A 25,678-nucleotide genomic window follows, 5' to 3' on the forward strand; every position below is an offset into this window, starting at 1 on the left:
ATTTATTTGTGCAGATCATCTATTTCTTCTTATCTGAGCTACGGTATATGTTTTTGAGGCATCATATGCTGTTTTTCCTTCTATTTTATTTTCATAAACATATAATTTATTAAAATCGCTCATCCCTTTTTCTTTATATCTTGTTCCCACATCATAAAACAAATAAAAGGGTTTTATGTCACAGCCTCTTCCGATAACTACAACAAAATGGTCAGTAGTGTGATCGTTATTTCCTTCTCCTCTATAATTCAAATCATGATTCACACCAATTAAAATAGGATGACCTTTATCCAATTCAGAATCAATATACTTTATTCCTTCTTTCAAACCATCAGATAAATATTCAAGTTTAGTGTGTTTATTAATTTCTTTAGATAATGCAATATAACCATCTGGATATCCTGATAATTTACCTAAACCTGAATTAGTAAGTATTTGTTGGGAAGTCTTCCAGCATGCAACATTTTGTTTTTTATTATCTCCCCATTGCGGATCAAATTGTGTTTGCCATTTAATTTTATACCTTAAATCAATATGTTTTTTACGGCAAATACATGATATTTCTTCTTTTCTTTTTAATTCCTCACCACAACTAAAGCTAATTTCTTTATTTGTAAGGCCCTGTACAAAACTAGTTCTGTATCTTCCTAATATTTCAGACCTTTGAATTTTCCCATCATTATTATTTTCATTATCAACACTTTTATTAGCGTTATAATTTCTATTATCAGTTTTTTCTGCCTTTGTTGTTGGATTTGTATGCCTCTCATACAAAACATAATCTTCAGATTTATTAATTCCTTCGGGAGCAAATACGTGTAAATAGATATCTTCAGAAGTTTTAATTTTAGTATTTGCAGAATCTAATTGAAAATATTTTTTTACATAATTTAATTGCTCAATTTCTGTCATTAATGCTAGTTGTCTTTTTGTTAAGCTAAGAGAAAATTCTTTATTTAATGCATTTATTGCTGCGGGAGTAAATTGTATTAAACCAACTGCTCCAGAAAAATTTTCATTAAGACTTAATATCTCATTTTTAGTTAAGCCTCGATAACCATAAATGGGGTTTCCATTAGACTTTAACTTTCCAGTTGGCTTTAATTCTATTTTTGATGCTGAAAAAGTAGTTGCAGATTCTACGTACATAACAGCCATCATACCATTTGCCATTAATATTTTCTTATCTTCCCCCCACAGGTCAGTACAAATTTCCACCACTTTCTTCCTAAACTCACAGCTAACTTTCTCACCCCAGATTAAGTCATAACTCTTGCAAACACAATTATGATTTGTTTTGGGAGTTTCCTGTTCTTTCACCACCACAACACTTCTCCCTTCCTGTTTCTGTACCGTTGGCACTTTATCTTTAGTAACTGTTCCTTTACTTTCTTTCCAATCCCATAAATCTATCAATTTGTCGGTAACAGCATCCAAAATTCCCTTTTCTTCTTTTTTGGATTTTGGTTTCTGTTCGGCAGGTGAACCTTTAGCTTTTGGAATTACAGGTGGTTCATAGGGTTTGGGGTTATAATATTTTGCATAAGGATTATCGATTTCTGCATTTTCTGTTGCGTGCTTTTTATTTTTATAATATTCTACTGTCACATAGAATTCCAACTGCTTTGAATCAGCTTCGCCCTGAATGGCTTTTTTCATCAGAGCTTTTGTGAGCATAAATTCTGCAACAGCAACGCCGTTTTCATTTACTCTTGCCTTTTGTACGTCTATGGCTTTATTGCTTTCACTATGTCCTGTCCCTTTGGAATCATCTTCCCATAATGTAAAGACCAATTCTTTATTGAACATATTAATGCAATATGCTCTTGCTCTCAGCTTTTCCATAAAGCTAAACGTACTGCCTTTAGTATCATCAACATAAAATAATTCTACCTTACCGATTTGCGGAATTTTATTTGGCTTTGGAGTGATAATCAACCCACCACCTTCCGGTTGATGAAGGTAGCCTTCCAAACGGTATGTGTTTCCTAAAGATGCTTCTCCAAAAGTAAAACTGCTGTCTCCCTTTTTCTTAATATGTGTGGTAGTAAACTTTCCGTTGCTCCTTTTCCTGAACAGTTCCCATGTCACATTTGCAGGATTACGCTCTGCTTTTGGGGTATCGGGATACCAATCAATAATATGATAGATCTGTTTTTCGCCTACTACAGGAGAAATATTTCCTGAAACCACTGAAACTCCTTTTTTACTCATCACAACACAATTTCGATTACCAGGCTTCGCCGTTAGTTTGATTCATTTCTTCCTGAAATTCTTTAAAATTCACGATCGGATTGTACACTCGCTGCTCGCGATTATCTGCTTTTTTCACCTGAATTTTACCCATTTCACTTTGCTGACCATGTTTTAAAACCGTAATTTTTCCGCCAGCACTGCACATGAGTTCCGAAATTTCCGTAATACAACTCTTGCCCATTACCTTTACTTTTTCATAGGTTTTCGTCCATTTTCCTACAGGAGCGTATGCGCATGGAAGATAACCTCCGGAAGAAGGTTTCAGTTTGCATTGTCCAAAAGGTTGTACCGGAGGATCTAATTGAGTATCATCTTCGGTTACAGCAAGATAATCTGCACTTCCATCTTTATCATTCCAGTAATGTTTCTGATGAGAGGTAACCTTAAATTTTGGAAATTTAAATCCTTGATTACATTGGCAAATCCCTTTTTGTATCACGAAATATTTGCCGTCATGCTGGCTGGAACTACTTCCTTTTTTCTCATTTTGGTGTTTGTCTTTTTGGGGCTCTTCTTTTTTTTCGTCAAAACTTTTTTCTGCTTCATATCCATTCTTAGGATCGGTCGCCTCATCATTTTCTTTCAGATACTCCGAATCTTCCGGAATCAAAATCTTTTTTCCGGGAATCGCTTCGTAGCCCAATATATCTTCCAAAGGACAATAGATATTATGATAAGAGCGAAGCGATTGACCATTCTTCACTCCAAATTTCTCCGCAATAGAGTCTAAAGAATCTCCTTTTTGTACAATATATTTTTTCATCCATTTAGTTTATTTTGCCGTCAGCAGAAGACGATACTTTTGATATATTTTTTCTTCATGCAGAAGAATAATATAAGCTTCAATCTTTCCCAGCTGTTTATGTTCTTTATGAAAAGTATATTTTAATTCTATTTCACCGCTTACTTTTTCTCCAGGAAATTCATCAATTCTTACTCCTTTCAATAATTCCTGCAAACTGCAATCATCTACTATTTTACCTTTTATAATAACTTCGATATGATTGAAATTTTCAAAATCATATTCTGTATGAAAATGGCACTTCACAGGAAATGAATCAGGAACAACATCGTAATACTCTTTCCAGTCTTTTTTACGGTGAAACCAATTCATTTCAGGAAAAAGAATTTGATAGAACGGGTTAGAACAAAATTGTCTTAGCAGATCATTTTCATTTTTCAGATTTGAATAAAATGTATTTAGGTAATCATTAGAAGATTCACCAATAAAAAAATCATTGAGATCAGAACGTTTATCTTCAAACTTTTTAACAATTGCCTTATGATCATAGAATCTTTTTATTTTTCCCTGTGCCGGAATCAGAAATGCAATTGGAGAAATATTTTTCATACAAAAAAGAGAAAGCTGGCTCATTTTATCTTCCGGAAATTCGCCAGCCTTACTAAAGTCGGTAGTTTCAATTTCTGCAATAAAGCCTCTATCAGTTGTTTCTCGGAGCTTAACAGACAATAAATATGTTATGTTTAAATCTTCCCTCCCTGATTGCGCAAAGCTTTCAGACACCTTATATTCTGACACATAGAAATCTTTTGTTAAATAAAAAGGAGAAAGGATTTCACTTACTTCTTTGTGATTTTGTGATTTTTTAAGTTCATTAATGGTTTCGGGTGACGGAACCATTATTTCATAAACACCTGTAAGATCATGCCCAATAAGATCTTTCAAATCACAATACGTATTGTGATAGTGTTTCAATGTCTCCGCAGGAATTCCTAATTTTTCTGCGACAGATTGTATTGTATCACCTTTTTGAACACAATATGTTAAAATATTGATGTCCATTTTTCAACCCAAAAGTTTTTTGTTACCAGTACCGCTCAAGATTATTCTCTCCACATTTTTTCGTGAACAGCTCCATTCACATTGAATTTCCTGGCGATCAAATGCATTTCTATCTGCAGAGGTTCTTCATTACCTGAATTGAACTGTTCAGTAAATTCTACACAAAAAGCTTTCTCAAAAATAAGTTCCTGTAATTTGCTCATGGCATCTCTGCGGTAGAAAATTATTTTCCCGTTCTTTACCTGATTATGATCCAGCATCCAGCTTAACAATTCAGGATTTCCGGTACTTTCAATACGAATCACTATTTCCCCACCTTTTGGCACCCCCTTCGGCTTTCCCGTTCCATCAACCGGCTGTGTAAAATTGTATTTACATTCAAGAATATTATAGGTATTTCCGTCTAATTCTAATTTCGATAAAAAGGACATAATTCTTTAATTTGAAAAGTTTAAAAATGAATCGAGATTCTGAAAGAAAAAAAATGGATAATAATAGCATCATCCATTTTCTGTTCCCCAGGATTACACCCATTCATTCTCATAAGCTCCGCTTCCCATTTCTATCTTTCTGGCAGAGATTGTAAAGGATTCCGTAAGTGGATTTTCTCCCACGGAATCAAATTTTTCCTTATGCTTTACCAAATAAGCTTCTGTGAATTTCAATTCTTTAAGGGTTGCTTCACTATCTCTTTTGAAAAAGACTACTTTCCCGTCTTTCCTTTCGAATGAGTTCGTCATCCATTCAAAAAGGTCGGTGGCGCCCGCCCCTTCTACAGTGACATCAATTTTACCTCCTCTTGTAATAGTGGAAGGCCTTCCTGTAGAATCTGTTTCCTGAAACAATCCATAATTGACGTTCAGTATGTTATACTTTTTTCCGGATACTTCTAATACTGCTTTAAATGACATAATGCTAATTTTTTTATTAGTTGATAATTGAATTAATCCTACCAATTGCTGATTTACTTTATCTACAAGACACAGCAGTTCAATGCAATGCGTTGATTACAAATAGAATATTTAATAAAAACCAAAATTTCCTTTGTTATAACATCTTTCAATTAAGACGTAAAGGGATGTAGAATCTTGTATTTGTGTTTTTTGAAAATAAATAATAAGGTATATAAAAGCTCTTTATGTAAAGATTATACCCATTCATTTATATGCTTGGCATTACCGAGTTCAATTTCCTTTGCGGAAAGAACAAAGGATTCCGTAAGAGGATTTTCGCCAGATGCTTCAAAATTTTCCGTGTACTTCACAATGTAAGCTTCCTTAAATTTAAGCTCCTTTAACGTAGCATCACTGTCTCTTTTGATAAATCTTATACTTCCATCCTTCCTCTCAAATGAATTGGTCATCCATTCAAAAAGGTCTGTGGCACCTGTTCCTTCTACGGTTAAATGAATTTTGCCGCCACGGGCTACGGAAGACGGCCTTCCTGTTTTATCGGTCTCCTGTAGCATACCGAACTCTACTGATAATACGTTACGCTTTGTACCTGCGTATTCTAAAATGGTCTTGAATGACATAACAAAAATATATTTAGATTAAACTTCAATACTACCAATATGGAATACACTCTGTCTTGTTTTTTTCTTTTTCATCATTTATGTTTTTATAAAAACCAACTATGGAATATATTCATCCGATATTGCGACTATATTAATCGTTTCTCAAAATCATATTCAAATGTAAAATTAATTTTACAATTAAAAACATTTTTATCAAAAAAATTTAAATTATTTTATTATGTTAAACAATAAAAGCCAAAATAATTAAAAATTAATCAAAATAAACTATCATAAAATGTTAATTTAACATTTAAAAAAAATAATTAATATTGTGTTATTACTAAAACATATGTAAAATAAATATCTTTATATTGTTTTTCTCATATCAAAACAAGCAAGCAATTTTAAACTTTATAAAATAAAAAACACAAGAACAAAAAAATGTTCTTGTGCCAAACACAAATGAAAATATTCAGGACTCCTACATCAATTTCCGGCTCATCTCCTGAATCGTACACTATCAAATCAATAGTTTTATTTTTACTTTTGTTCGTATTCCGTATCCCATTCGTTACCATCGTCACCCTTATGACCATCCATTTTGATCAGGAAGTTCTTTGCCGGAAAGTATGGTTTCATATGGATGTCCAGATGGATTCTGTCTTTTTGCAAAGGATCCTGTTCAAATCTTCTGATCTCAAAATTTTCAATCAATTTACCAGGCCCTGTAATAGCATCCAGAAAGCGGACAATCTGGTTCATTATTTCTTTTCGGGTAACAGCGGTAAAGTTTTCAAAGGCTCTCCTGTTCAAAAAATCCATCAACACTTTAGTCACATAATCAAATACCCTAACTACAGAATAAGTCTGAAGTCCCAAGTTATCACCATTAAAAAGTGTTTTGCCTGAGAACGCCATTACTTTTCCATATTCATTGACCATAGGGATCAGGCCTAGGTTTTCCAGGTTGGCAATCTCGCTTTTCTTCAAATCGAATTTTACGCCGTCAACTTCATTGATTCCTCCGAATTTCTTTCCTGCAGTTACCTGAGACATCAGCGTTTTATAAACTTTTCCTGCCAACGCACCCGATGGTGGAATAAAAAGATCGTCTACCTCATCTATTTCTTCATATCTTCCTCTTCCCACCAGCCAGTTGCAGGTCATCAGAACATTGGATCTGTATATTTCTCCGCCGGTAAGGTAGGCTTGGTCAAACATCTCCATCACATCATCCGGCTCATCCAGATGTTCAAAATCGGTAACAAGCATCACTTTATTCTGATGAGCGATTTTAGCCCATTTTTCTATGACTGTGTTAGATCCAAGATATCCGGGAATAACCAATAATCCGTAATTGTTTTTAAGATCCAGACGGTCATAATTATCAGAAAGTTCGGCATGGATGGTATCAATAAAACGAGTATTATCAAGATCTTTCAGCTGTTCCAAGGTAGAATTCACTACCGTTACATTTTTCACCTTATCTGATTCTGTATTTTTATAAAACAAAGCTATTGCTCTGTAGTTGGCTTCCAGCTCCCTGGTGGCCTCTACTGCTTTGGAAAGGTTTTTAGAAAGTAATTCTTCTGCAGATTTCCTCTGGTCTTCGCAGTGTGTAACCATATCCAGAAGGGAATCGCCTTTATTGATAACAGTTGCCCAAAGCTCAAGGGTTTTCTTCAGGGTTTCTCTCTCTTTTTCTTTACCTTTTTCAGTCAGGAAAATTTTTCTTCTTGCCTTACGGTCGGGGTTGATATTCTGAACATTTTCTATTGATGTTTCCAATAAATCAAAACCTCCGTAGCGAGCTAGCTCTTCCAATAATTTATCTGCAGATATCTGACCGGTTCTTTTCTGTTCAAGTACAGGCACTTCTGCTGTCTGTTGTATTTCCTGTTGTTTCTGTGACATAATTTGTGTTTTTAAAGGTTATTTGTTTTCTTCCAGTTCTGTGATGAGTACATGTATAATATCGTACAATGCTTTTCTTGCATCAGGATCCGCCAGTGCAGCTTTTAAAATTTTATTTGTTTTGAGCTGCTTCACTATCTTCTGATACTGATCTTTTTCAGTTTCCAGTCCGGTGAGAAAGTTGCTTTGAGCGGTGATTCCTTTAGTTCCGAAATCTCCGAGGTTTTTAAATTTCAGGGTTTCCATTTTGGCTGTTCCGTTGGCATCTTCAAAATTGGCTCTTACCTCCGGCTTGTAGTGTTCAAAAACTTTCTCTACTGTAGTAAGTCCTTCTACAAGCTCCGGCTTTACAGGATCATCTTCCGTAAGTTTCTGTGCAAAAAGAGTTCTGTTTTGTGGGATTTCCGTAATGGCTTCGTTTGTATCCAATGGTACTTCATTACCGCCAATTCCTTTGTCTGATAACATAATAATATGATTTTAAATTGTTGTTCTTTGTATAATCCAAAGATGAGATCATCAATTTTCCAAAGGATTCGGAATTTGGGAAATATTCCGGCAGTACCAGGAAGGTGAGATTCATCATCGTGTTTTGTGTTATAAATGTATAATTTTTTTACTAATCAATACCTTTTTTTAGAAATTATTTTTCAAATACCCGATACGGATAAATATTAGCCGACATACTTTGCAGCTTTAATAAAAAGCTTTCAATCAAATAGTTCCATTCCGAATCCTGAATTTCCATAACGTCTTTATTTCGAGTCAGGAAGATATCAACCGTCCTGCTGAAGCCTCCTTTCAAGGATACTTCTTTTTTCGTTCCTTTCAGGACTTCAACTTCTGTAATGAGGTTTTTAAAATGATTCATTCCGAACGCCCTGATGTCAGCTATCGTAACAATCCTGCCTCTTGTCAGAAGTGAATTTCTGTATTCAAGAATCTTATCCTGCGGGGAAAGTTTTTTCCTTCCTCCTACCGATGTCCGGATCATGACCGCCTTTTCTTTCAATACACTTTTTCCATTGCTTTCAACAGTCAATACAGAAGCGGGTTTCAGATTATTAGCCTCTTCAGATGTTGTAGACCAATATGAAATCATGCATCTTGTTTCCGTTTCTGCATTTCCGGAGGATATGACCAGATAAGGATTATTGGTCTGAATAAAATTCTTTTCCCTGGCAATCTGATGAAGTGACGCAACATTCTGATTGATCTGCCTTAGCACTTCAGTTGCCACATTGGCACCCATTCCTGCAAATGCAGCGGTTTCATCTTTTATGAGCTCTAAAAGATATTGCAGCAACTCGGAAGCATTCCTCCTGTCAAAGCGGGATACTCCTCCGTTTCTCAAAACAGCAGTCATCTCTTCATGATCAGCTTCATAGTTTTTAAGATCCAGCCTTCTGCCATTTTCTTCCGAAACATGATCCAGATCTAAAAAATGATCTTCTTCATCTATGGAAATAATATTCAGCCTTCCCGTTATTTTCCTTCCCATCCTAATGTTTCTTATATTAAGTACCGGAACACAATTAAGCGCAAAGCGAACGTTCTGAAGGATATCAGGAACAATGGCTTCGGAAAAACAGAATTTCAGCCAGATAAGATCATCTTCTTCACCCACTTTGTGATCTGGATAATAATGATCAAATAATTCGCTTTTCTGTTTACTCTCAAAACTTATTTTCCCCTTCAGGGTAAAGAAATGAGATTTGTAATACTGATTGATTTCATTATAAATATAATCGAGGTCAGAATAATTTTTAGTAATAATATTATCGATGTTCAGTTCTTCATTTTCTTCGTTATAGCCTGGCTTCAGAGTGTATTCATTTTGCCCGCAGTACACTTTCACCTGCTTAAGGTAATAGAAAAAAAGCTCTTTCTGATACGTATTGTTGATATCAATAAAAAACATCAGATCTTCAAGATCTTTTTTCTGAGAAGACTGTATGCCCAGCCAAACCTCACCCGACGGAAGAGGCCTGTCGGCTTTTCCCACAACATCGTCAGAGAAAAAACTTTCAACATGATGCAAGGTTTCATTGTAAGCAAAATACTTCACTATTGCCGTTGTAAGCTTCACTTCGATGGATGGACTGAAATATAAATCCTTAACAGTACTTTCTGCAGGATTGTAAATATTCTGTTTTCTTATTGAAGTCTTAAAACTCTCATACCGTGAGATCTTAACATTATTTTCCAGAGGAGCCACCTGAATAAGTGTCCTTGCCGGAACAACTCCCGAAACTTCTTCAGGAAACATGACGTCCAGTACCCTTTCAATAATTCTGGATCGTGAACTTTCCAGTTCAAAGCTCAGTTTTTCAAGCTCTGCGGCACATGCTGAAAGCAATAAACCGACAATAGGATCAAATGAAGTTTCTGCTTCCAGTTCATTATATCCCCACATACGGGCGGCTCTCCTTAGTATCCTGTCTTTTATTCTTTCCTGATTCATTTACATAAATTTGTTTTATCTAAACAGATTATTCCAAAAGCCTTTTTTCTTTTTAAGTTGTGATTTTTCATCTTCTTTGATAATTTCATTGGAAAAATCGGGATCATTGCGCAATGGTGACGTTTGCCGTCCGGAGGATCCATTTTCTAAAAGAACTCCGCCATTTCCTGCTTTAGCTTCCTCCCATATTTCTTTGAAATCAGAGATATTATAATAATTATTCGTTTTAAATTCTTCTTCATACCTCTCTCTTTCCTTATCTAATAACAGAATTTTAAAGCATTGAAAAGATTTGTTTATTTTCTTGCCTGTTTTTTCTCCGTAATAAGCAATTTTGCCCAGAATTTCAGCTTTTTTGGAAAAGTTTCCCTTTAAAACGGCAGTAGTATTCTGAATTTCATATGACAGATAATCAGCAATCTTATCAATATACTGTTGTTGCTTTTCTATAGAAGATTCCTGAATTAATTTTACAGTTTCTTTATTGAAAACGACTTTACCGTCACATTTTTCATTCCATAGTATTTCCCCAAACCCCTCAATACTTTTATTATTATTTTCAAGAACAAACTTTAACAATTCCTGATCCTTTACATAACCGAAAGTTTTCACTAAGCTTTCCAGAAATGGCTTGTCATTAAATTTCAACCAGGCAAAATCTGCCCTCCTTTCATTGAAAAGATATTTGTTTCTGGAAATTAATGTCTGTAAATTTATTGGCCTTTGTTCTGCAAGTGCTGAAATATCCTTCCATTGAAGTATATTGATCTTTCCATTATCTGTTTGCTTTGTTATTGGCTTGCTTTCGTATTCTGCCAGTTCCGGATATAACCTCAGATAGTCTACAATATTGGGGAGAGGTAAAAAGAACGTGATGAAATTATTTTCTTTTGACACATATATATACATTTTCTCCGATGTAAATGGTTCAAATACCACTTCCTCTTTACATTCCCCGGAAATGTCTGCTATCACGTATTTTGAATCGGAAGTATAATCTACCTGCCGTCCAAATATTTCATTGATTTTCAGCTTAAAATCTTTGTCTTTAAGCTTCTTATATCCGTTATTGATCAGAATTTGTTTTTCAAAATCAACAAGAACCTGAAGATCCCTTTCAGAATAATCATCAAAACTTCCGTGCTCCGGTGCTGCTCCGGAAATAATCTGCTTTTTCAGAATTTGTTTTAATTCATAATTCATTTTAACTTCATTTATAAAATTATCATTACTGGTGTTATATGAAAGTCATCAGAATAAAAACCAATTGCATTTTAACAGTCATTTTCATCATATTTTATTTTTTTAATACGAAAGCGGTCCTACAAAAAATGAGGTGCTGAAGAAAAAAGCGCGGTTGGTTTCGGAGATCAGGCCTTTGATAACTATTTCTACTTTTTTCTTCATTCTCCTTTTACCCAATGTACCTACATTATAATCTTTAATAAAAACGTCCACATCTTCCAGAAGAAGCCTTTTTTCGTGCATGGTTATCGTTTTTTTTAAGGTTCCTGCAATAAGATCTTTCAGATTGTTGTCTGTTTTTAAAAGATCAAAATCCATTTCCCATATCTCCGAACCATAGGTTTCATCAAATTTGCATTCTCCAAACGATGTCGTTGCCAGCAAGAAGATATGCTGACTGACAGATACATCCAGCGGGATCTTATCCGCATCCTTTTTCTTCATCAGGTTCTCAAAGTCGAGCGGTATTTTGTAATAGGCTCCTTTCATAGATACATCAGTTTTTTAATGTTTCCTTTTTCGTCATATTCAACATTCCTTGGAATCTTTTTTCTCTTGATAATGCTTAGCTCAACCTTTGGGGTAAGCTTCAGAAACTTTTCACGGTAAAGAACATCCCCGATAAAGCTTTTGCCATTGTCTTTATCGACCACGATAAAGTATTTATCAATATGCACAGGCTTTGTAAAGGCGTTGACATCCCCTGCATAGAGAAGCACTTTTTCGCCATTGTTTTCCAGCTCATAAGTCAGCACATCCTGTGAGAGTTTGCGGTATTTTGTAATATCAAGCTTCTGAAGATCCTCCAGCATTGGCTCAAAAGCGATGGTATCGTAGAGATAAGACGTCTTGTCAAAACGCCTGAATCCAAAAAATGATAAAAAGCTTTTTCTTGTTTTACTTTTCACAAAACTAAACGTGTCTCGTGTCACCTGATAGCATTCTGTTTCTTCAGTTTTATCATCGGTTATTAGAAGCTTATAGGTAGGAACCACAATTTCTTTTCCTCCGGCCTTCAGGATAATGTTGCCGACTTCCTGATCTGATATCGTAAGGCTGATGGTATGTTTTCGCATTCCCGAATCAGTACGCACCATCACCTCTTCTTCACTGTTGCCACCATACAATGAGGAGCCAAAGGTATTGGTCATTCCTAAATTCAGATTTAATTCCGGCAGTGGGCTCATATCGTTAATGATAATTGATTAACTGGTAATTGACAGTGGCTATAGTTATTATATTCTTCACCTGTTATTATGGGTTTCTTTCCTTTTTGTTCAGCCTTACCTCATCAGATTTCCTGATTTTATATGCTGAAAGACAGTTGATATAATGTCTGATATCCTGATTCTGAATTTCACTAACATCCATCTCATAGTTTTTTTTAAATGTGTATATTTTGATGAGGGTAATATCACTTTCTTTCAGTTTCTGAAGTTCTTTTTTGTTCAGCTGCCTGGCAAAAAACGAATCACAATTCAGAGAAAATTCATTTTTAAGGGTAATGATTTCACCAGTCTTAAAATACACATCCACATTTTTTTCTTTTTTAAGACATACATTATCAGCCAATATTCTGAGGTACAGATATATTTTATTTTTTCTTTTTCCCAGCTGAAAGGTGGTATAAGTATATTTTTCATTACTTACCCGCAGCTCGATAGGCGGGGTGCTGGCAAAAAACTTTTTGTCAAGTCGCTGCTTTGTCTGGGTAATGTTACAATCGAAGTGAGCAAATCCGGAGGAATCAGTCATTTTCTGCTGGGCTTTCAGAAAAAGTGCCGAAAACAACAACAGAGCCAATAAAATTTGCTGATATTTCATTGATTATTCTTTATAATGTATTTTTTGTTCACTTCATTATTTTATCATTGAGCCTGATAAAGCTGCCTGCAGACATCAAGATCGGTTTTCATTTTATCATATTCCTCCTTCAGCGTTTTATTTATTGTACTTAAACTATCCATCAGCACCTGATTTCCGGAAAGCTGGTTAATCTGTTTCTTGGCATCAATAAGATCCTTGAATGTCATGATGGTGTTGTTATACATATTCTTATTTTTCAATGTATCTTTCGGCAGCTGTTTGTACATATCAGCAAGAATTGATAATGCCAGCTTTTCATTAAAAAAGTCATTCTGCCCTTTCACTCCTATAGAATCTACTGCCGCTTTCACTTTTTCCAGCTGAAAGGAAAATTTATCCTGTGTTTCCATTTCTTTTTTCATTTTCATATTCTCGGCTTTTAGCAGGCTGTTTTCCTTGAAAGGAAAATAGGCGTTGAAAAAAACTGCGGTGACCAATACTGAAACTGTAAGCAAAAAAAAGAGTACGAAAAACCAGTAAGCACTTCTCCTTTGTTTTTTGTTTAAAACCTCCATAAAATTAATTATTTACAGGGTTGATTATTGATGGTAATTTAAAATTCATAATAATTTATTATTCATTAAACATACGCCGCTAGTCGGCCAGGAATGTTCTGCTCCTTTTAGTATGGATCACCGCATCATGATCGTTGGTGTTCTCCGACACAAAGATGCTTCCGTCACGTTTTTTACCGATATAATCCAGCCTGCTGAGGATAGCAAAAAGGTCTTCCAGGGTCTTCATAAATCTTTTGATTTTAGTAATCATTGCATCCATTCGGTTGTGATCATAATCTGAGTTGATAGGATCTGAAAATATGGTATCAAAATCTCCCTGGCTTACATTGCACCATTCTGCAAAGTAGTTCAGCAACTCTTCTTTACCTGCGCCTGAACGCGCATCTATGAAATTTTTTAATATTCTTGCCAGAGCTACCACAGACACCAACATTCCGGCAGGAGGCATGTGTGGAGACAACCAACGAAACCTGTTGATTTCTGTTCCCAGATAATTCAGAGTCTTGTCAGATATCAGTTCCATCATGACTGCCAGATCATTGGTCTGCCGTTTAGCGTATATTTTCCGGGCTATCTGTGTAGCAGACAATTCGATCTGGCCATAAAAACGATCAATCTCAGTGTACAGATCCTGAAGTTTCGGATGGCTTGATACACTGACACAGGGTGGAATATAATCTTCATCAATCTTTGACTCTCCGGAGCTGACGAGTATTTTACCAATAGTAAGATAATGGGTTCCGAATCCCACGGTATTCTTCAGTTCATTTTCAGGAATCAGATTGAGGGTATATTCCGGCAGTGTGTAAGGATATCTCGGAGGATTCTCTTCAGGATCCGGCTCTCCGTATGGGGTTCTTTTAAATGGATTCACGGAAATACAGGCAAGAAGTACAGTGCTTTCATTTTCTTTCAATTCACGAATTGCTTCCGGATAAGGGATTGAAATACTCAAACTTTCTGAGATATTTGAACCAATCTCTACCCGTGATCCGTTAGACGTAATAGCATGACATTCCTCGACTCTTATTCTGAGTAGTTGATGATTATCAATAATAAGGTTTATTTTAATAGGATCCTTTACAGGCAGCAGCCCATAGCTAATCATCGAAGTATGAACACTTACGGAGTCGCGGACAGAATCGCTTATAAAATTCTGCACATCGGTAAAATGGCTTTTATTAATTTTCATCCCGTCTTTCCAGTTTACAGGGAAATGAGTTAGCTTTTCTATCATTAGTTTTTTTGTTTTTATTCGTTGGCTATAAATTGTTGGTTCTCCTTCTGCTGGCTGTACTCAAAGTCCGCTTTCTGATGGTGTGTATTTTTACTTACTGCCTGATCTGTTCTCATACAAAACACAACACTATTTTCTTCGATACCATTCATATAAAGAGTGAGATTGGGATCGATATATTTTGTAGCTTCATACCATTTCGGCTGAAGAAAGAACACCCAGTCGAAAAGACCGTTCTCATCCTCCACCTGAATCTGGTTCCCGGGATGTCTTTGATTATAGTCTACTACAAAGTTGTAAAACAGTCTTCCAAAATCTATTCTTGTTGGTCCTTTAGCCCGGTAAACACTGTACTTTGTAGCTTCTTTGTCTTTATCCATTACATAGGAAAGTACCACCATATCGCGCCATTCATCATCGGTGAGTCCAACCGTTTCTCTATAATTTTCCGGAAAGCGCCAGGTTACGTAGATTTTTGGAGGGATGCTCATTGCACGTTTGAAGGTATCATTCAGAAAAGTTGGCACATAAAACACGATGAAATGTCCAAGCATCAGATACACAAGATCTGTCCCATTCAGAAATGCGTAAATGAGCATAAAAGGAACAGCGGCAAAGCATATAGCAATAAGAACAAAAAGATATTCATCAATAGATTTTTTTGAGCCAAATTTCTCAAAGTAAGCTCTGTATGCATAACAATGAACAATTCCTATTACCAGGGAGCACAGCTGATAGAAGATAAATTCATATAAATTATTATTCTGAAAAAGTTTATTATAGCCCAGCAAGGCAATAATAGCATATATAAAAGCTAATGAAAAGAGATAAATGTAAAATTTTGAACGGTATTTTTGCTTAAAATCCGAAGCTTTTTGCGAAAAAACCATCGTGAGAACAATACATATCGCAATGACTACCAATACAATGATCAGCAGCTGTGGGTCGAATAAATTGAAGAAGTATTTTTTGATCTTATTCATATCGTTGTATTGTAATCTAAAACAGAGATTTCCGTTCTGTTGAACTCAAATTTTTGCTGGTCTTCCGGAAGCAGGATAATGGTATTAATCTCTACTTCAATCGGGAAGAAATGCTCATAAAAAATTTCTACAAATCGCTTCTTTTTGCCCTCATGGATAAAGTCTGTAAAGGAGGATGTTTGCAGAGGTCCTATCATGATGTCCAGATGTCTGGAATAGTCGTCATATTCAGTACCTGTAATTGAATCTAATCCCAGGCGTGTTTCTCCAAGAGAAATCCCCTGACTTTCATCGGCATATCGCTTATATGCTCTATTATTTAAACTCACTTTTTCTTTCAGTAATATGGATAGAATATCACATGCCAGCATGATATCACCAACTATTTTGTACGCAAACGGTAACAGACGTATAAATTTTGAGATCAGATGCTCTGGGAAATCACGGCTGATGTTCCAAAAATCATAAAACATATCCGGAACGTTACTGCTATTTAGTTCGAACAAAAATTTCCTCTCGAAACGTTCCATTTCCACACCGTAAAGGAACATCTCATTTTCAAAAGGCTGGAAAAAATTCCTTGCTGCTTTTTGCTGCTTCTTCCGATTATTATATTCCCCGATCATTGTTTCTATATCTTTTCCGGGGATATCATTTTGGGAATTATGACTTACTGCTTCCGGGAAAGTATCATACATACAGTCACGGGAAAGGCTGAACGAAAGCATCTGCGTACTGTCATAATCATAATCGACTACCTTGGTATCCAGCAAATCAAAACGGTAGGATCTTGAAAACTGCCCCTCTTTACGGATTACGTATTGACCTTCTTTGAGGTCACCGCTTTCCAGAAGGTCACTGATAATGACCTCCGACCGGATATCGTACTTCAGTGAAGTGACGAGATTAGCAATATGGTTTAAAGAAGCTTTCATTTAGTTTTTGTCTTAAGCCTTCCGGCAGCAACATATCTGAGCTGGAAATATCCATCATTAAAATTATAAATATTGAGTTCTTTGTCTGTACATGCAAGGATACGGTCGTTGTGGAGGTAAATCCCCACATCCGAAATAGGATGAAACTTGTCATACCGAAAAAAAATAATATCTCCTTCTTTTAAAAATCCCCTCCCTGTAAATAGCTGAAGAGATTTAGCCCGGAAAATACCTTCCGGCGTCTTTGGAAAAGTTTCACCGTATATATCACTGAACAGCGCCTGTACAAAATAAGACATTTCAATACCAACCTGGACCTCAAGAGATTGTTTTTTATAAGGCGTCCCCAGCCATTCATCAATATAAGAATAGAGTTTATAATTGCTAATTTGCCGTGGCATTACTTCCATCATTATGGAATATTTCTCGCGTATTTTTAAAACATCATCATTGAGATCTTCAGGATTATCATCAACAACAGAATACTGTGAATCTAAACTGTTTTTCTTTACCTGTACTGTTTCAGAAAATTCATCCGAAGAATAGTAGTAAGGTATCTCATTGATATAATTTTTACTGCCGCAAGACATTACGGCAAAAAAGAATAACGAATAAAGGATAAGGATTTTACCTCTTTTCATCGTGTGTGTTTTTTATTATTTTCCTTTTAATCTAATTTAATACAAGATTTAAACGGCAAGAATTTAATTTAGCAAATATATACAATTTTGATAATAAATTTTAAATAAATTTGCGATAACCACATTGTTCAATATTAAAACAATAATAAATCAACAATTTTACGTTATTAATCTCAATTAAAACTTACAAGAATAATCATTTATTGATTCAATGATTTTAACGATAAACAAAATTAAATTACATTTTCAGCAATAAAACACGAATATTAATCCTTTTATTGTGATAAAATTTCATACCAATGATTTTAAATAGAATTTTTAAATTTAGCTAGTGTTTATTTTTAAATTAAAATCCATCTGATAAAAAGATCATTCTTTCATCCACAAGCCCCATTTCTTAATTTTATATTGAACATTGATATTCTGAATACAATTCTCTTGATTCTTGTTCACTCTTAAAGCTGTAATTTTAATTTTCTTTCCGGCAATTTCCTGACAGAACTGACCAAACGGAATGAGTTTATCATCATTGGCAATAACCGGAATATCATAATTTCCGCAAAGATAATCCTTGAAATCATCTTTTGTCTTTGCCTGAACAGCTACCTGATTGAGCAGCAACTGAAACTGCTCATTAGAAAATTCAGGAGCTTTTCTCCCTAAAATAACAGAATCTTTGCTGGATTTGGTTTTTGGAGAAACGGGAATATGTTGCAACATGTCTACCAACGGATCTTTTTGAGCCTCTCCTTTCGGCAGTGAAAATGCGGCATGAGGTTTTTCAAATTCATATGACCTGATATCAATCTTCTGTTTTGCACGGATAGTTTTGGGGGCAATATAGATTGTCTTAACAGCCGTATGTTCTACATCACCATTGACAATAAGTGTGATTTTTTTGTCTCCAACTGTTTTAAATTTATATATAGGAGATTTTCCCAATGCATCAGTACTTGCAGTTTCGCCAAAGCTCCACTCCCAGGATTCACCGTTTTCCTTTTCAGCATTAAAACGAACAGTTTCTCCCACGGTAGCGACATCGGGGCACATAATTATCGGCAAATAACCGATTTGCTGACTAACACTTGTAATGGTAATTAATTTCTCATGAATACAACTTCCGTTAATAGTAAGCCTCACTATATATTCGCCCGGTTTTTTGTAGTAATGAATCGTTCGTTGCCGCGTATCAATATTTGTACGATCACCAAAATCCCATTTCCAGGAGGTTGCTCCCTGAGTATTATCGTTGAATTCCACAACTTTGTTAACAAGGTATTCATCAGCATGAATATAGTAATTGGCTTTTTCACAATCTATATGCCGAAAGTACTGAAATAATAAAAAAACTATGCTTAGAAGCAGGATGATAACGAAAATTATGTAGATTCTCGCATCAATATTGGGTAAGAAACTTATTTTCTTCTTCATTTGGTTTTTGTGTATTCACAAATATATTTACACTTTTAGTTTTGCGCAAATTTTTTTTGAATAAAAGTTTCTCTAATATTTTAAAAACAAAAAAACACCTACATTTCTGTAAGTGCTTGATTTAAAAAGTGGTCCCACCTGGGCTCGAACCAGGGACCACCTGATTATGAGTCAGGTGCTCTAACCAACTGAGCTATAGGACCGCAAAATCGGTTGAATTTTGTGATTGCAAAAATAGTAAAATTTCTCGCATTACAAAATTTTTTATCGCTTTTCTTGACAAAGTTCTACCAGAATACCATTGGTGCATTTGGGATGTAAAAATACAATAAGTTTATTATCAGCACCTTCTTTCGGCTCTTCGGAAATAAAATAAAATCCTTCTTTTTTTAATCTGTCAATTTCTTCCAAAATATTTTCAACCCCAAATGCTAAGTGATGAATGCCCTCTCCCTTTTTATCTATAAACTTTGATATCGGACTTTCTTCTTTACTAGCTTCCAAAAGCTCAATTTTACTTTCTCCGGTGTTGTAGAATGAAGTAACGACACCTTCTCTTTCCACAGATTCTTTTTTATACGATTCTTTACCTAAAAGTTTCGCAAATAGCTCGTCGGAAACTCCCAACGTTTTTACCGCAATACCGATATGTTCTAATTTCATAAATAATTATCTAATTAAATTGTAAATTTGATAAAGCTTCAAATTTTCAAAGGATCAATTCAAACAAAAGTACTAAATTTGCACAACTTATGGAAAGCAACAGACAACGAAAAGTAGCACAGATTATACAGGAAGACTTCGCGGAGCTTTTCCGCAAGCAAGCTGCAGAAAGCAAACAAAGTATTTTAGTATCAGTTTCCGATGTAAAAGTGACGGCAGATCTTGGTATTGCCAAAATTTACTTAAGTATTTTCCCTCAGGAATTTCGTTCTGCCGTGATGAAAGAAATTGAAGAAAATAAAGCCCAATACAGAAACTTTATCGGCCAGAAAATGGCAAAACAGGTACGTGTAATCCCCAATTTAAATTTTTATCTGGATACCGCTCTTGACGATGTGGAAAGATTAGACAGAGAATTAAGAGGTGAAGGTGATAATCCTATTCTGTAAACCTTGAAGAACATTGCATTTTATATAGCTTCCAGATACCTTTTATCTAAAAAAGGAAGTACTGCCGTTACATTTATTACGTGGCTGGCAGTAGGAGCCATGACGGTTGCCGTTACCGCAATGTTTGTCATTATTTCCGTTTTTTCAGGTTTGGAAGACCTTAATAAAGATCTGATTTCCAACCTCCATGCAGACCTTACCATTAAAAGTATTTCAGGAAAAACACTGAAAGATTTTAATACAATCAATTCCGTGCTTAAAAGCAATAAAGAGATCAGTCATTTTTCAAGAATAATTGAAGAAAAAGTATATATCAGCTACAACGGAAAAGGCGACATTGCTTACCTGAGAGGTGTTGATTCCGCATATACCAAGGTTAACCCCATTGATAAAGATATTTTCTACGGATCTTATCCGACTTTTAAATATTCTAATGAGGTTTTAATGGAAAACTCTCTTGATAACAGACTTTCTGTCCCGGTCTCTTCAAGTTCGGGGTATGCAACTATTTTTATGCCTAAGCCGGGGACCGGAATCATTAATAAAGAAGACGATATTTACAACAAAAAAGATATTCTTGTAACAGGAATATTTCCGGGAAAGGACCAACTGGATAATTATATCATCTCGCCTATTGAGCTGACTGAAGAATTATTGGATCTCCCAAAACACTCTGCTTATCAGATTGTTGTTAAACTTAAAAATCCGGACAACGCCAATACCGTAAAACAGCAGCTTCTTTCTTCTCTCGGAAAAAACATTGAGATCAAAACCAAGGAAGAAGAAAATGCAGCATTTTGGAAAATGATCAATACCGAAAAGCTGTTTATCTATCTAATTTTTGCTTTGGTGATTTTTATAACCACTTTTAATCTGGCAGGAGCCATTATTATTTTACAGCTTGATAAAAAACAGCAGGCCAGATCTTTGGTTTCCCTGGGACTTCCTTTAAGCCATTTGAGACAGATTTATTTTTATACAGGAATTCTTATTGTCGTGCTGGGAATTATTTCCGGGTTGATAATAGGAACTGCACTTTGCTTTTTCCAGCAATATACAGAGTTTTTTAAAGCGAATGAGATATTACCTTTTCCTATAAAAATTGTTGGTAAAAATTATTTAACGGTTTCCGTTACCGCAGCACTTTTTGGTATCGGTATTTCATGGGTATTCTCTAAAATCGGCAAGGACTACATTACCAAAAGTTAATATTTCACACGTACAATTTTTTTTTACTTTTACCGACCAAATTTAAAAAAAATGAAACGTATTTTATTCTCTTTATTAATGAGCTTTGTCTTCATCAGTACATTTGCTCAGATTCCTACGGGATATTACGACGGCACTACCGGTCTTTCCGGAGCAGCATTAAAAACTAAACTTAAAGACATTATTACATCCGGACACGTAGACCATGGCTATGGTGGATTATGGACCAGCTACCAGACAACAGACCGCGATAACATCGCAGGAATTCCGGGATATGAAAATGACGGAACAATTCTGGACATGTATTCTGAAAACCCCAACGGAACCGATCCTTACACCTATACTTATGGTACAAATCAATGTGGAACTTATGGCGTAGAGGGTGATTGCTACAACAGAGAACATATTGTTCCACAAAGTCTTTTCAACAGTACTGCACCAATGGTTTCAGATATTCATTTCATCAGACCGACTGACGGAAAGGTAAATGGAATGAGATCAAACTATCCGTTCGGAATCGTAGGAAATTCAACGTTCACTTCTCAGAATGGTTCAAAAGTAGGTAATTCCGTTTCGCCAGGATATTCAGGAATCGTTTTCGAACCTGTTGACGCTTTCAAAGGAGATGTGGCAAGAATGATTTTTTATTTTATAACAAGATATGAATCTCAGCTTTCAGGTTTTTCCACAGGGAATATACTGGGAGGCTCTGCTTTCCCGGGATTACAGACATGGGAACTTAACCAGCTCTTAGCCTGGAACACATTAGACCCGGTTTCACAAACAGAAATTGCCCGAAACAACGCATCTTACTTATATCAGGGAAACAGAAATCCCTATATTGATCACCCAGAATATGTTAACGAAATTTGGGGAACTACAGTTGTGGATACAGAGGCACCGACCGCACCGACCAATTTAGCAGCAAGCAACCCTACTGCAAATTCAATTTCTTTAAGCTGGACAGCTTCTACAGACAATCTGGGAGTGGCAGCTTACGATGTTTATAAAAATGGCGTTTTAAATACAACCGTTACCGGAACTACAGCGACTGTTTATGGGCTGATGCCTTCAACAACTTACAGTTTTTATGTTATTGCTAAAGATACAAGCGGAAATCCTTCAACACAAAGTAATACGGTTACGGAAGCTACTCTTTCGGGAGGACAGACAGGAACCGTGTGTGGAACAGAAGATTTTACGACCATTCCTGCAAGCGCAACCAATTACACAACCAGAACATGGACTAACAACGGTATCACATGGAATGCAACAGATGCAAGAACTGACCAAACTATCAATGGAAAAGCAATTACCATCAGAGACGGGTATTTATTAAGTTCAGCAATTTCCAGCGGGGTTCAGAGTCTTACAGTTACTACCCAGCTAAAATTCTCAGGATCTGCAAGTTCATTGAATGTTGAAGTAAACGGAACTCAGGTGGGAACAATCCCTTACAGCGCAACAGTAGGAACATTCACTATCAATAATATTAATGTCACAGGAAATGCAGTCATTAAATTTATCAACCCGGTCTCTTCCAACAGAGTTGCCATTGATGATGTGAGCTGGACATGCGCCGGAGTGCTGGGAATTGTTGAAAATTCTAAAAATAAGCCTATTTTTTCCATTTATCCTAATCCTGTAAAAAACAATGAGCTTTTTGTAAAAGGTGAAAACCTTAATAAAATTTCAAAAGCGCAGATCTACGACCTTTCAGGAAAATTAATCGAAACAATAGAAAACCCTTTCAGAAATTCAAATAAAATAAATCTTAAAGGGTTATCAAAAGGAAATTACATCCTTACAACAGATTCTTATTCTACAAAATTTATCGTTGAATAAGATTTGAAAATATTTTGAATAAAGACCGGTTTTGTCCGGTCTTTTTTTTATTTTTATACTATGGATTCCAACAAAAAATTAGGGTTGATCGGAAGAAATATTTCTTATTCTTTCTCTAAAAAATTCTTTGAAAATAAATTTCAGAAACTCATGCTGAAAGGATATTCCTACAATATTTTTGATTTAACGGAAATCAATGAAGTTGATGCTCTTTTTTCAGCTCCAGGGCTTTTAGGGTTTAATGTCACAATTCCTTACAAAGAAAAAATCATCGGTTATCTGGATAGCTTGAGTGATGAAGCCGAAAAAATTGGGGCCGTAAATTGTGTTTTAATTGAGAACGGAAAAAAAACAGGATATAATACTGACGCTTTCGGATTTGAAAAAACGTTGTTGCTCCATAAAAAAGCCCATCAGAATTCTGCCATTATTTTAGGAAACGGAGGAGCAGCAAAAGCAGTGAAATATGTTTTGGATAAACATAATATTCCTTCTATTACAGTCTCAAGAAAAACAGAAATCAATTACGAAAACCTGACCAGCAAAACGGTCGAAAACCATAAAATCATCATTCAGTGCACGCCTGTTGGTACTTTCCCCAACGTAGACGACTGCCTGAAATTTCCGTTTGACGGTTTAACGAAAGATCATCTCGTTATTGACCTTATTTATAATCCAAACTACACACAATTTATCATCAAAGCAGCTGAAAACGGGGCCAAAACCGTGAATGGATATTATATGCTTGAGCAGCAAGCAGAAAAAGCATGGGAAATTTGGAATTTTCAAAAAAAATAACATAAATTAGTACTATAATTGGCTTTTTTACTATATATTTAGAGGATATATTTAAATGCCACTCACAATAAACGATTTGCTATGATTACAGAAAACAACCTTTCTGAAAACGAGGAAAATAAGAATTCTAATCCAATCCCTCACGAAGAAACTTCAGAAAATACCGAACCTAAGGAAGAGAACGTCGTCCATGACGAAAATGAACATGAAGAAGAACATGAAGAGGCCGATATCTCTCTGGCTGACGCTTTGAAGGAAATGGAAAAAATCATCAATGCACCTAATGCCGGTGAGGATTTTAAAAGGTTTAATCAGCTGAAAGAAAAAGCAAGTCATTACATTCACGATGAAGTGGAAGACAAAAAACACGAATATACAGATGCCGGAAACGCTCCAGAAAATTTCAGCTATGAGCATCCTGCACAGGCAAGATTTTCGGCTTTGGTAAATATTTTCAGAGAAAAACACGATACTTACCAAAAAGGCCAGGAAGAAGAGCAGAAAAAAAACCTGGAACATCGCCAGAATATTATTGAAAGACTTAAAAATCTTTATACGAATTCCGAACCGGGAACCAATCTTTTTAAATCAATAAGAGAGATTAAAGAAGACTGGTCTCATGCAGGTCAGGTTGCCAAATCTGAATTCAAAATTCTTAACAATAATTATTTCCATCATTTGAACCAATTTTATCAAATGTTGGATTTAAATAAAGAATTTCTTGAGCAGGAATACAGTCATAATCTCGAAAAAAGACAGCATATTATCGAACGTGCCAAGCAGCTTGAGCATGAACCTGTTATTCAGAAGGCACTCAATGAACTGCAATATCTTCATAAACTGTGGAAAGAAGAAGCCGAACCGGTAGCTGAAGAATTCCGTGAAAAAACATGGGAAGAATTTAAGGAAATTTCCAATAAAATCCATGAAAGAAAATCTGAGCTTTCAGCCGCAATAGAAACGGAACAAAACGAAAATCTTGAAAAGAAAAATCAGATTATCGCAGAAATAAAAAAACTTTCGGAACCGTCTGACAATCCAAACCACAGTTACTGGCAAAATTCAATCAAAAGGGTTGAAGAGCTACGCTCAGAATTTTTAAAAACAGGAAGCGTTCCGAGGAAACTTTCCAATCAGAACTGGAATGATTTTAAAACGACGCTACGCGCTTTTAACACTACAAAAAACACTTACTACAAATCACTAAAAGGCTCTCAGCAGTCTAATCTTGAGGAAAAATTAAAATTAATCCAGACAGCAAAAGACAATCAGAACAATGAAGAATGGGACATTGCTGTTCCGTTGTTTAAAAAACTTCAGGAAGACTGGAAAAAAATCGGGCATGTTCCGAAAAGCATGACGAATAAAATCTGGGATGAATTTCGTGATGCATGCAACGCTTTTTTCAACAATTACAGAGATAAAAGCAATGCCTCTACCGATAACTGGAAAGAAAATTACAAGCAGAAAAAGGCGATTCTTGAAGATCTTAAAACGGTAAGTAACGAAGAAGGTAGCATCGAAAGAATTGAAGCTATCAAAACAGCCTGGAATAATATCGGGAAAGTTCCGAGGGATAAAATTTCAATCAATACAGAATTCAACAAAACGTTGAGAGAAAAACTGAAGCTGAATAAGATCAATGAACTTGAACTGAAGGAAGAAGGTTTATCTGAAAACCAGTTGACGGATAAAGCACGAAAAATCAAAAACCAGATCTCAGATCTTGAAGCTGAAATCGTGAAGCTAGAAAATAATCTGGCATTCTTTAAAAATCCATCAAGAGAAAATCCTTTATTGAGAGAAACTTTTGAATCGATTGATGGAAAAAAAGCTCATCTGGAAACGTTAAAACAAAATCTTCACAGCATTATTGCCGGAGAATAATACAATTTAAAATCTAA

Annotated in this window: 25 protein-coding genes and 1 tRNA gene; 5 read left to right on the plus strand and 21 right to left on the minus strand. The window is 35.5% G+C overall.

Translation table 11 applies throughout. The annotated features are described in order from the left end of the window. Positions 1-15: 15 nt before the first annotated feature. The 21 genes from ACWNCI_RS11320 to mce form a co-directional block, all read right to left on the minus strand. Positions 16-2,214: a hypothetical protein gene (locus tag ACWNCI_RS11320; protein WP_449388389.1), complete on the minus strand. Its 2,199-nt coding sequence runs from the start codon at positions 2,212-2,214 to the stop codon at positions 16-18. Positions 2,215-2,230: 16 nt separating this feature from the next. Beyond that, positions 2,231-3,019, minus strand: a complete 789-nt coding sequence (locus ACWNCI_RS11325) for a DUF4280 and LysM peptidoglycan-binding domain-containing protein (protein WP_449388390.1) — start codon at positions 3,017-3,019, stop codon at positions 2,231-2,233. A gap of 9 nt (positions 3,020-3,028) precedes the next feature. Further along, on the minus strand, positions 3,029-4,060 hold the full coding sequence (locus tag ACWNCI_RS11330) for a hypothetical protein (RefSeq protein ID WP_449388391.1): 1,032 nt from the start codon (positions 4,058-4,060) through the stop codon (positions 3,029-3,031). 41 nt (positions 4,061-4,101) lie between these two features. After that, complete coding sequence (tssD, locus tag ACWNCI_RS11335; RefSeq protein WP_449388392.1) at positions 4,102-4,491, minus strand: type VI secretion system tube protein TssD; 390 nt, start codon at positions 4,489-4,491, stop codon at positions 4,102-4,104. 93 nt (positions 4,492-4,584) lie between these two features. Then, positions 4,585-4,971: a type VI secretion system tube protein TssD gene (tssD, locus tag ACWNCI_RS11340; RefSeq protein WP_449388393.1), complete on the minus strand. Its 387-nt coding sequence runs from the start codon at positions 4,969-4,971 to the stop codon at positions 4,585-4,587. Between the two features lie 236 nt (positions 4,972-5,207). Next, positions 5,208-5,594 carry a type VI secretion system tube protein TssD gene (gene tssD, locus ACWNCI_RS11345; protein ID WP_346984202.1) on the minus strand — a complete coding sequence of 129 codons (387 nt, stop codon included), beginning with the start codon at positions 5,592-5,594 and terminating at the stop codon, positions 5,208-5,210. A gap of 522 nt (positions 5,595-6,116) precedes the next feature. Then, positions 6,117-7,490, minus strand: coding sequence for a DUF5458 family protein (locus ACWNCI_RS11350; protein ID WP_346984201.1), 1,374 nt, complete (start codon positions 7,488-7,490; stop codon positions 6,117-6,119). 18 nt (positions 7,491-7,508) lie between these two features. Further along, complete coding sequence (locus tag ACWNCI_RS11355; protein WP_449388394.1) at positions 7,509-7,958, minus strand: hypothetical protein; 450 nt, start codon at positions 7,956-7,958, stop codon at positions 7,509-7,511. A 175-nt stretch (positions 7,959-8,133) separates the two neighbouring features. After that, positions 8,134-9,954 carry a type VI secretion system baseplate subunit TssF gene (locus tag ACWNCI_RS11360; RefSeq protein WP_449388395.1) on the minus strand — a complete coding sequence of 607 codons (1,821 nt, stop codon included), beginning with the start codon at positions 9,952-9,954 and terminating at the stop codon, positions 8,134-8,136. A 15-nt stretch (positions 9,955-9,969) separates the two neighbouring features. After that, positions 9,970-11,157: a hypothetical protein gene (locus ACWNCI_RS11365; protein WP_449388396.1), complete on the minus strand. Its 1,188-nt coding sequence runs from the start codon at positions 11,155-11,157 to the stop codon at positions 9,970-9,972. A gap of 102 nt (positions 11,158-11,259) precedes the next feature. Further along, positions 11,260-11,688: a GPW/gp25 family protein gene (locus tag ACWNCI_RS11370; protein WP_449388397.1), complete on the minus strand. Its 429-nt coding sequence runs from the start codon at positions 11,686-11,688 to the stop codon at positions 11,260-11,262. Continuing rightward, entirely contained in the window at positions 11,685-12,386 is a 702-nt protein-coding gene (locus tag ACWNCI_RS11375) for a hypothetical protein (RefSeq protein WP_449388398.1), read from the minus strand. The genes ACWNCI_RS11370 and ACWNCI_RS11375 overlap by 4 nt, the downstream gene beginning before the upstream one ends. Positions 12,387-12,453: 67 nt before the next feature. Continuing rightward, a complete protein-coding gene (locus tag ACWNCI_RS11380; RefSeq protein WP_449388399.1) occupies positions 12,454-13,023 on the minus strand; it encodes a hypothetical protein in 570 nt (189 codons plus the stop codon). Between the two features lie 44 nt (positions 13,024-13,067). After that, the gene (gene tssO, locus ACWNCI_RS11385) at positions 13,068-13,580 is read right to left on the minus strand and encodes a type VI secretion system TssO (protein ID WP_449388400.1); all 513 of its coding nucleotides are present in this window, start codon (positions 13,578-13,580) and stop codon (positions 13,068-13,070) included. Positions 13,581-13,659: 79 nt separating this feature from the next. Then, positions 13,660-14,820, minus strand: coding sequence for a type VI secretion system baseplate subunit TssK (gene tssK, locus ACWNCI_RS11390; RefSeq protein ID WP_449388401.1), 1,161 nt, complete (start codon positions 14,818-14,820; stop codon positions 13,660-13,662). Between the two features lie 14 nt (positions 14,821-14,834). Beyond that, a complete protein-coding gene (locus ACWNCI_RS11395; RefSeq protein WP_449388402.1) occupies positions 14,835-15,803 on the minus strand; it encodes a TssN family type VI secretion system protein in 969 nt (322 codons plus the stop codon). Then, entirely contained in the window at positions 15,800-16,738 is a 939-nt protein-coding gene (locus ACWNCI_RS11400) for a type VI secretion system baseplate subunit TssG (protein WP_449388403.1), read from the minus strand. The genes ACWNCI_RS11395 and ACWNCI_RS11400 overlap by 4 nt, the downstream gene beginning before the upstream one ends. Beyond that, the gene (locus ACWNCI_RS11405; RefSeq protein WP_449388404.1) at positions 16,735-17,379 is read right to left on the minus strand and encodes an NlpC/P60 family protein; all 645 of its coding nucleotides are present in this window, start codon (positions 17,377-17,379) and stop codon (positions 16,735-16,737) included. The genes ACWNCI_RS11400 and ACWNCI_RS11405 overlap by 4 nt, the downstream gene beginning before the upstream one ends. Positions 17,380-17,748: 369 nt before the next feature. Then, entirely contained in the window at positions 17,749-18,810 is a 1,062-nt protein-coding gene (locus tag ACWNCI_RS11410) for a PKD domain-containing protein (protein WP_449388405.1), read from the minus strand. Between the two features lie 129 nt (positions 18,811-18,939). Beyond that, positions 18,940-19,013, minus strand: a tRNA-Ile gene (locus ACWNCI_RS11415). A 61-nt stretch (positions 19,014-19,074) separates the two neighbouring features. Next, positions 19,075-19,473, minus strand: coding sequence for a methylmalonyl-CoA epimerase (mce, locus tag ACWNCI_RS11420; protein WP_346984188.1), 399 nt, complete (start codon positions 19,471-19,473; stop codon positions 19,075-19,077). Between the two features lie 89 nt (positions 19,474-19,562). Here mce and rbfA point away from each other — a divergent pair, with 89 nt between their 5' ends. From rbfA to ACWNCI_RS11445, 5 genes are all read left to right on the plus strand, one after another. Continuing rightward, positions 19,563-19,922 (plus strand): 30S ribosome-binding factor RbfA, encoded by a 360-nt coding sequence (gene rbfA, locus ACWNCI_RS11425; RefSeq protein WP_346984187.1) that lies wholly within the window; start codon positions 19,563-19,565, stop codon positions 19,920-19,922. Between the two features lie 3 nt (positions 19,923-19,925). Continuing rightward, positions 19,926-21,131, plus strand: a complete 1,206-nt coding sequence (locus tag ACWNCI_RS11430) for an ABC transporter permease (RefSeq protein ID WP_449388406.1) — start codon at positions 19,926-19,928, stop codon at positions 21,129-21,131. A 51-nt stretch (positions 21,132-21,182) separates the two neighbouring features. Next, positions 21,183-22,976: an endonuclease gene (locus tag ACWNCI_RS11435; RefSeq protein WP_449388407.1), complete on the plus strand. Its 1,794-nt coding sequence runs from the start codon at positions 21,183-21,185 to the stop codon at positions 22,974-22,976. A 60-nt stretch (positions 22,977-23,036) separates the two neighbouring features. Further along, the gene (locus ACWNCI_RS11440) at positions 23,037-23,774 is read left to right on the plus strand and encodes a shikimate dehydrogenase family protein (RefSeq protein ID WP_449388408.1); all 738 of its coding nucleotides are present in this window, start codon (positions 23,037-23,039) and stop codon (positions 23,772-23,774) included. An 81-nt stretch (positions 23,775-23,855) separates the two neighbouring features. Then, entirely contained in the window at positions 23,856-25,661 is a 1,806-nt protein-coding gene (locus ACWNCI_RS11445; protein ID WP_449388409.1) for a DUF349 domain-containing protein, read from the plus strand. The last annotated feature ends 17 nt before the right edge of the window (positions 25,662-25,678 follow it).

The organism is Chryseobacterium lineare, assembly GCF_977014045.1.

Excerpts from the sequence above, each read along its gene's own strand:
- tssK (WP_449388401.1), bottom strand. The coding sequence starts at position 14,820 with ATGATAGAAAAGCTAACTCATTTCCCTGTAAACTGGAAAGACGGGATG.
- tssO (WP_449388400.1), bottom strand. The coding sequence starts at position 13,580 with ATGGAGGTTTTAAACAAAAAACAAAGGAGAAGTGCTTACTGGTTTTTC.
- mce (WP_346984188.1), bottom strand. The coding sequence starts at position 19,473 with ATGAAATTAGAACATATCGGTATTGCGGTAAAAACGTTGGGAGTTTCC.
- ACWNCI_RS11440 (WP_449388408.1), top strand. The coding sequence starts at position 23,037 with ATGGATTCCAACAAAAAATTAGGGTTGATCGGAAGAAATATTTCTTAT.
- rbfA (WP_346984187.1), top strand. The coding sequence starts at position 19,563 with ATGGAAAGCAACAGACAACGAAAAGTAGCACAGATTATACAGGAAGAC.
- ACWNCI_RS11395 (WP_449388402.1), bottom strand. The coding sequence starts at position 15,803 with ATGAATAAGATCAAAAAATACTTCTTCAATTTATTCGACCCACAGCTG.
- ACWNCI_RS11445 (WP_449388409.1), top strand. The coding sequence starts at position 23,856 with ATGATTACAGAAAACAACCTTTCTGAAAACGAGGAAAATAAGAATTCT.
- ACWNCI_RS11330 (WP_449388391.1), bottom strand. The coding sequence starts at position 4,060 with ATGGACATCAATATTTTAACATATTGTGTTCAAAAAGGTGATACAATA.
- ACWNCI_RS11365 (WP_449388396.1), bottom strand. The coding sequence starts at position 11,157 with ATGAATTATGAATTAAAACAAATTCTGAAAAAGCAGATTATTTCCGGA.
- ACWNCI_RS11410 (WP_449388405.1), bottom strand. The coding sequence starts at position 18,810 with ATGAAGAAGAAAATAAGTTTCTTACCCAATATTGATGCGAGAATCTAC.
- ACWNCI_RS11320 (WP_449388389.1), bottom strand. The coding sequence starts at position 2,214 with ATGAGTAAAAAAGGAGTTTCAGTGGTTTCAGGAAATATTTCTCCTGTA.
- ACWNCI_RS11405 (WP_449388404.1), bottom strand. The coding sequence starts at position 17,379 with ATGAAAAGAGGTAAAATCCTTATCCTTTATTCGTTATTCTTTTTTGCC.
- ACWNCI_RS11370 (WP_449388397.1), bottom strand. The coding sequence starts at position 11,688 with ATGAAAGGAGCCTATTACAAAATACCGCTCGACTTTGAGAACCTGATG.
- tssD (WP_449388393.1), bottom strand. The coding sequence starts at position 4,971 with ATGTCATTTAAAGCAGTATTAGAAGTATCCGGAAAAAAGTATAACATA.
- ACWNCI_RS11375 (WP_449388398.1), bottom strand. The coding sequence starts at position 12,386 with ATGAGCCCACTGCCGGAATTAAATCTGAATTTAGGAATGACCAATACC.
- ACWNCI_RS11400 (WP_449388403.1), bottom strand. The coding sequence starts at position 16,738 with ATGAAAGCTTCTTTAAACCATATTGCTAATCTCGTCACTTCACTGAAG.
- ACWNCI_RS11380 (WP_449388399.1), bottom strand. The coding sequence starts at position 13,023 with ATGAAATATCAGCAAATTTTATTGGCTCTGTTGTTGTTTTCGGCACTT.
- ACWNCI_RS11350 (WP_346984201.1), bottom strand. The coding sequence starts at position 7,490 with ATGTCACAGAAACAACAGGAAATACAACAGACAGCAGAAGTGCCTGTA.
- ACWNCI_RS11360 (WP_449388395.1), bottom strand. The coding sequence starts at position 9,954 with ATGAATCAGGAAAGAATAAAAGACAGGATACTAAGGAGAGCCGCCCGT.
- ACWNCI_RS11435 (WP_449388407.1), top strand. The coding sequence starts at position 21,183 with ATGAAACGTATTTTATTCTCTTTATTAATGAGCTTTGTCTTCATCAGT.
- ACWNCI_RS11355 (WP_449388394.1), bottom strand. The coding sequence starts at position 7,958 with ATGTTATCAGACAAAGGAATTGGCGGTAATGAAGTACCATTGGATACA.
- tssD (WP_449388392.1), bottom strand. The coding sequence starts at position 4,491 with ATGTCCTTTTTATCGAAATTAGAATTAGACGGAAATACCTATAATATT.
- ACWNCI_RS11325 (WP_449388390.1), bottom strand. The coding sequence starts at position 3,019 with ATGAAAAAATATATTGTACAAAAAGGAGATTCTTTAGACTCTATTGCG.
- tssD (WP_346984202.1), bottom strand. The coding sequence starts at position 5,594 with ATGTCATTCAAGACCATTTTAGAATACGCAGGTACAAAGCGTAACGTA.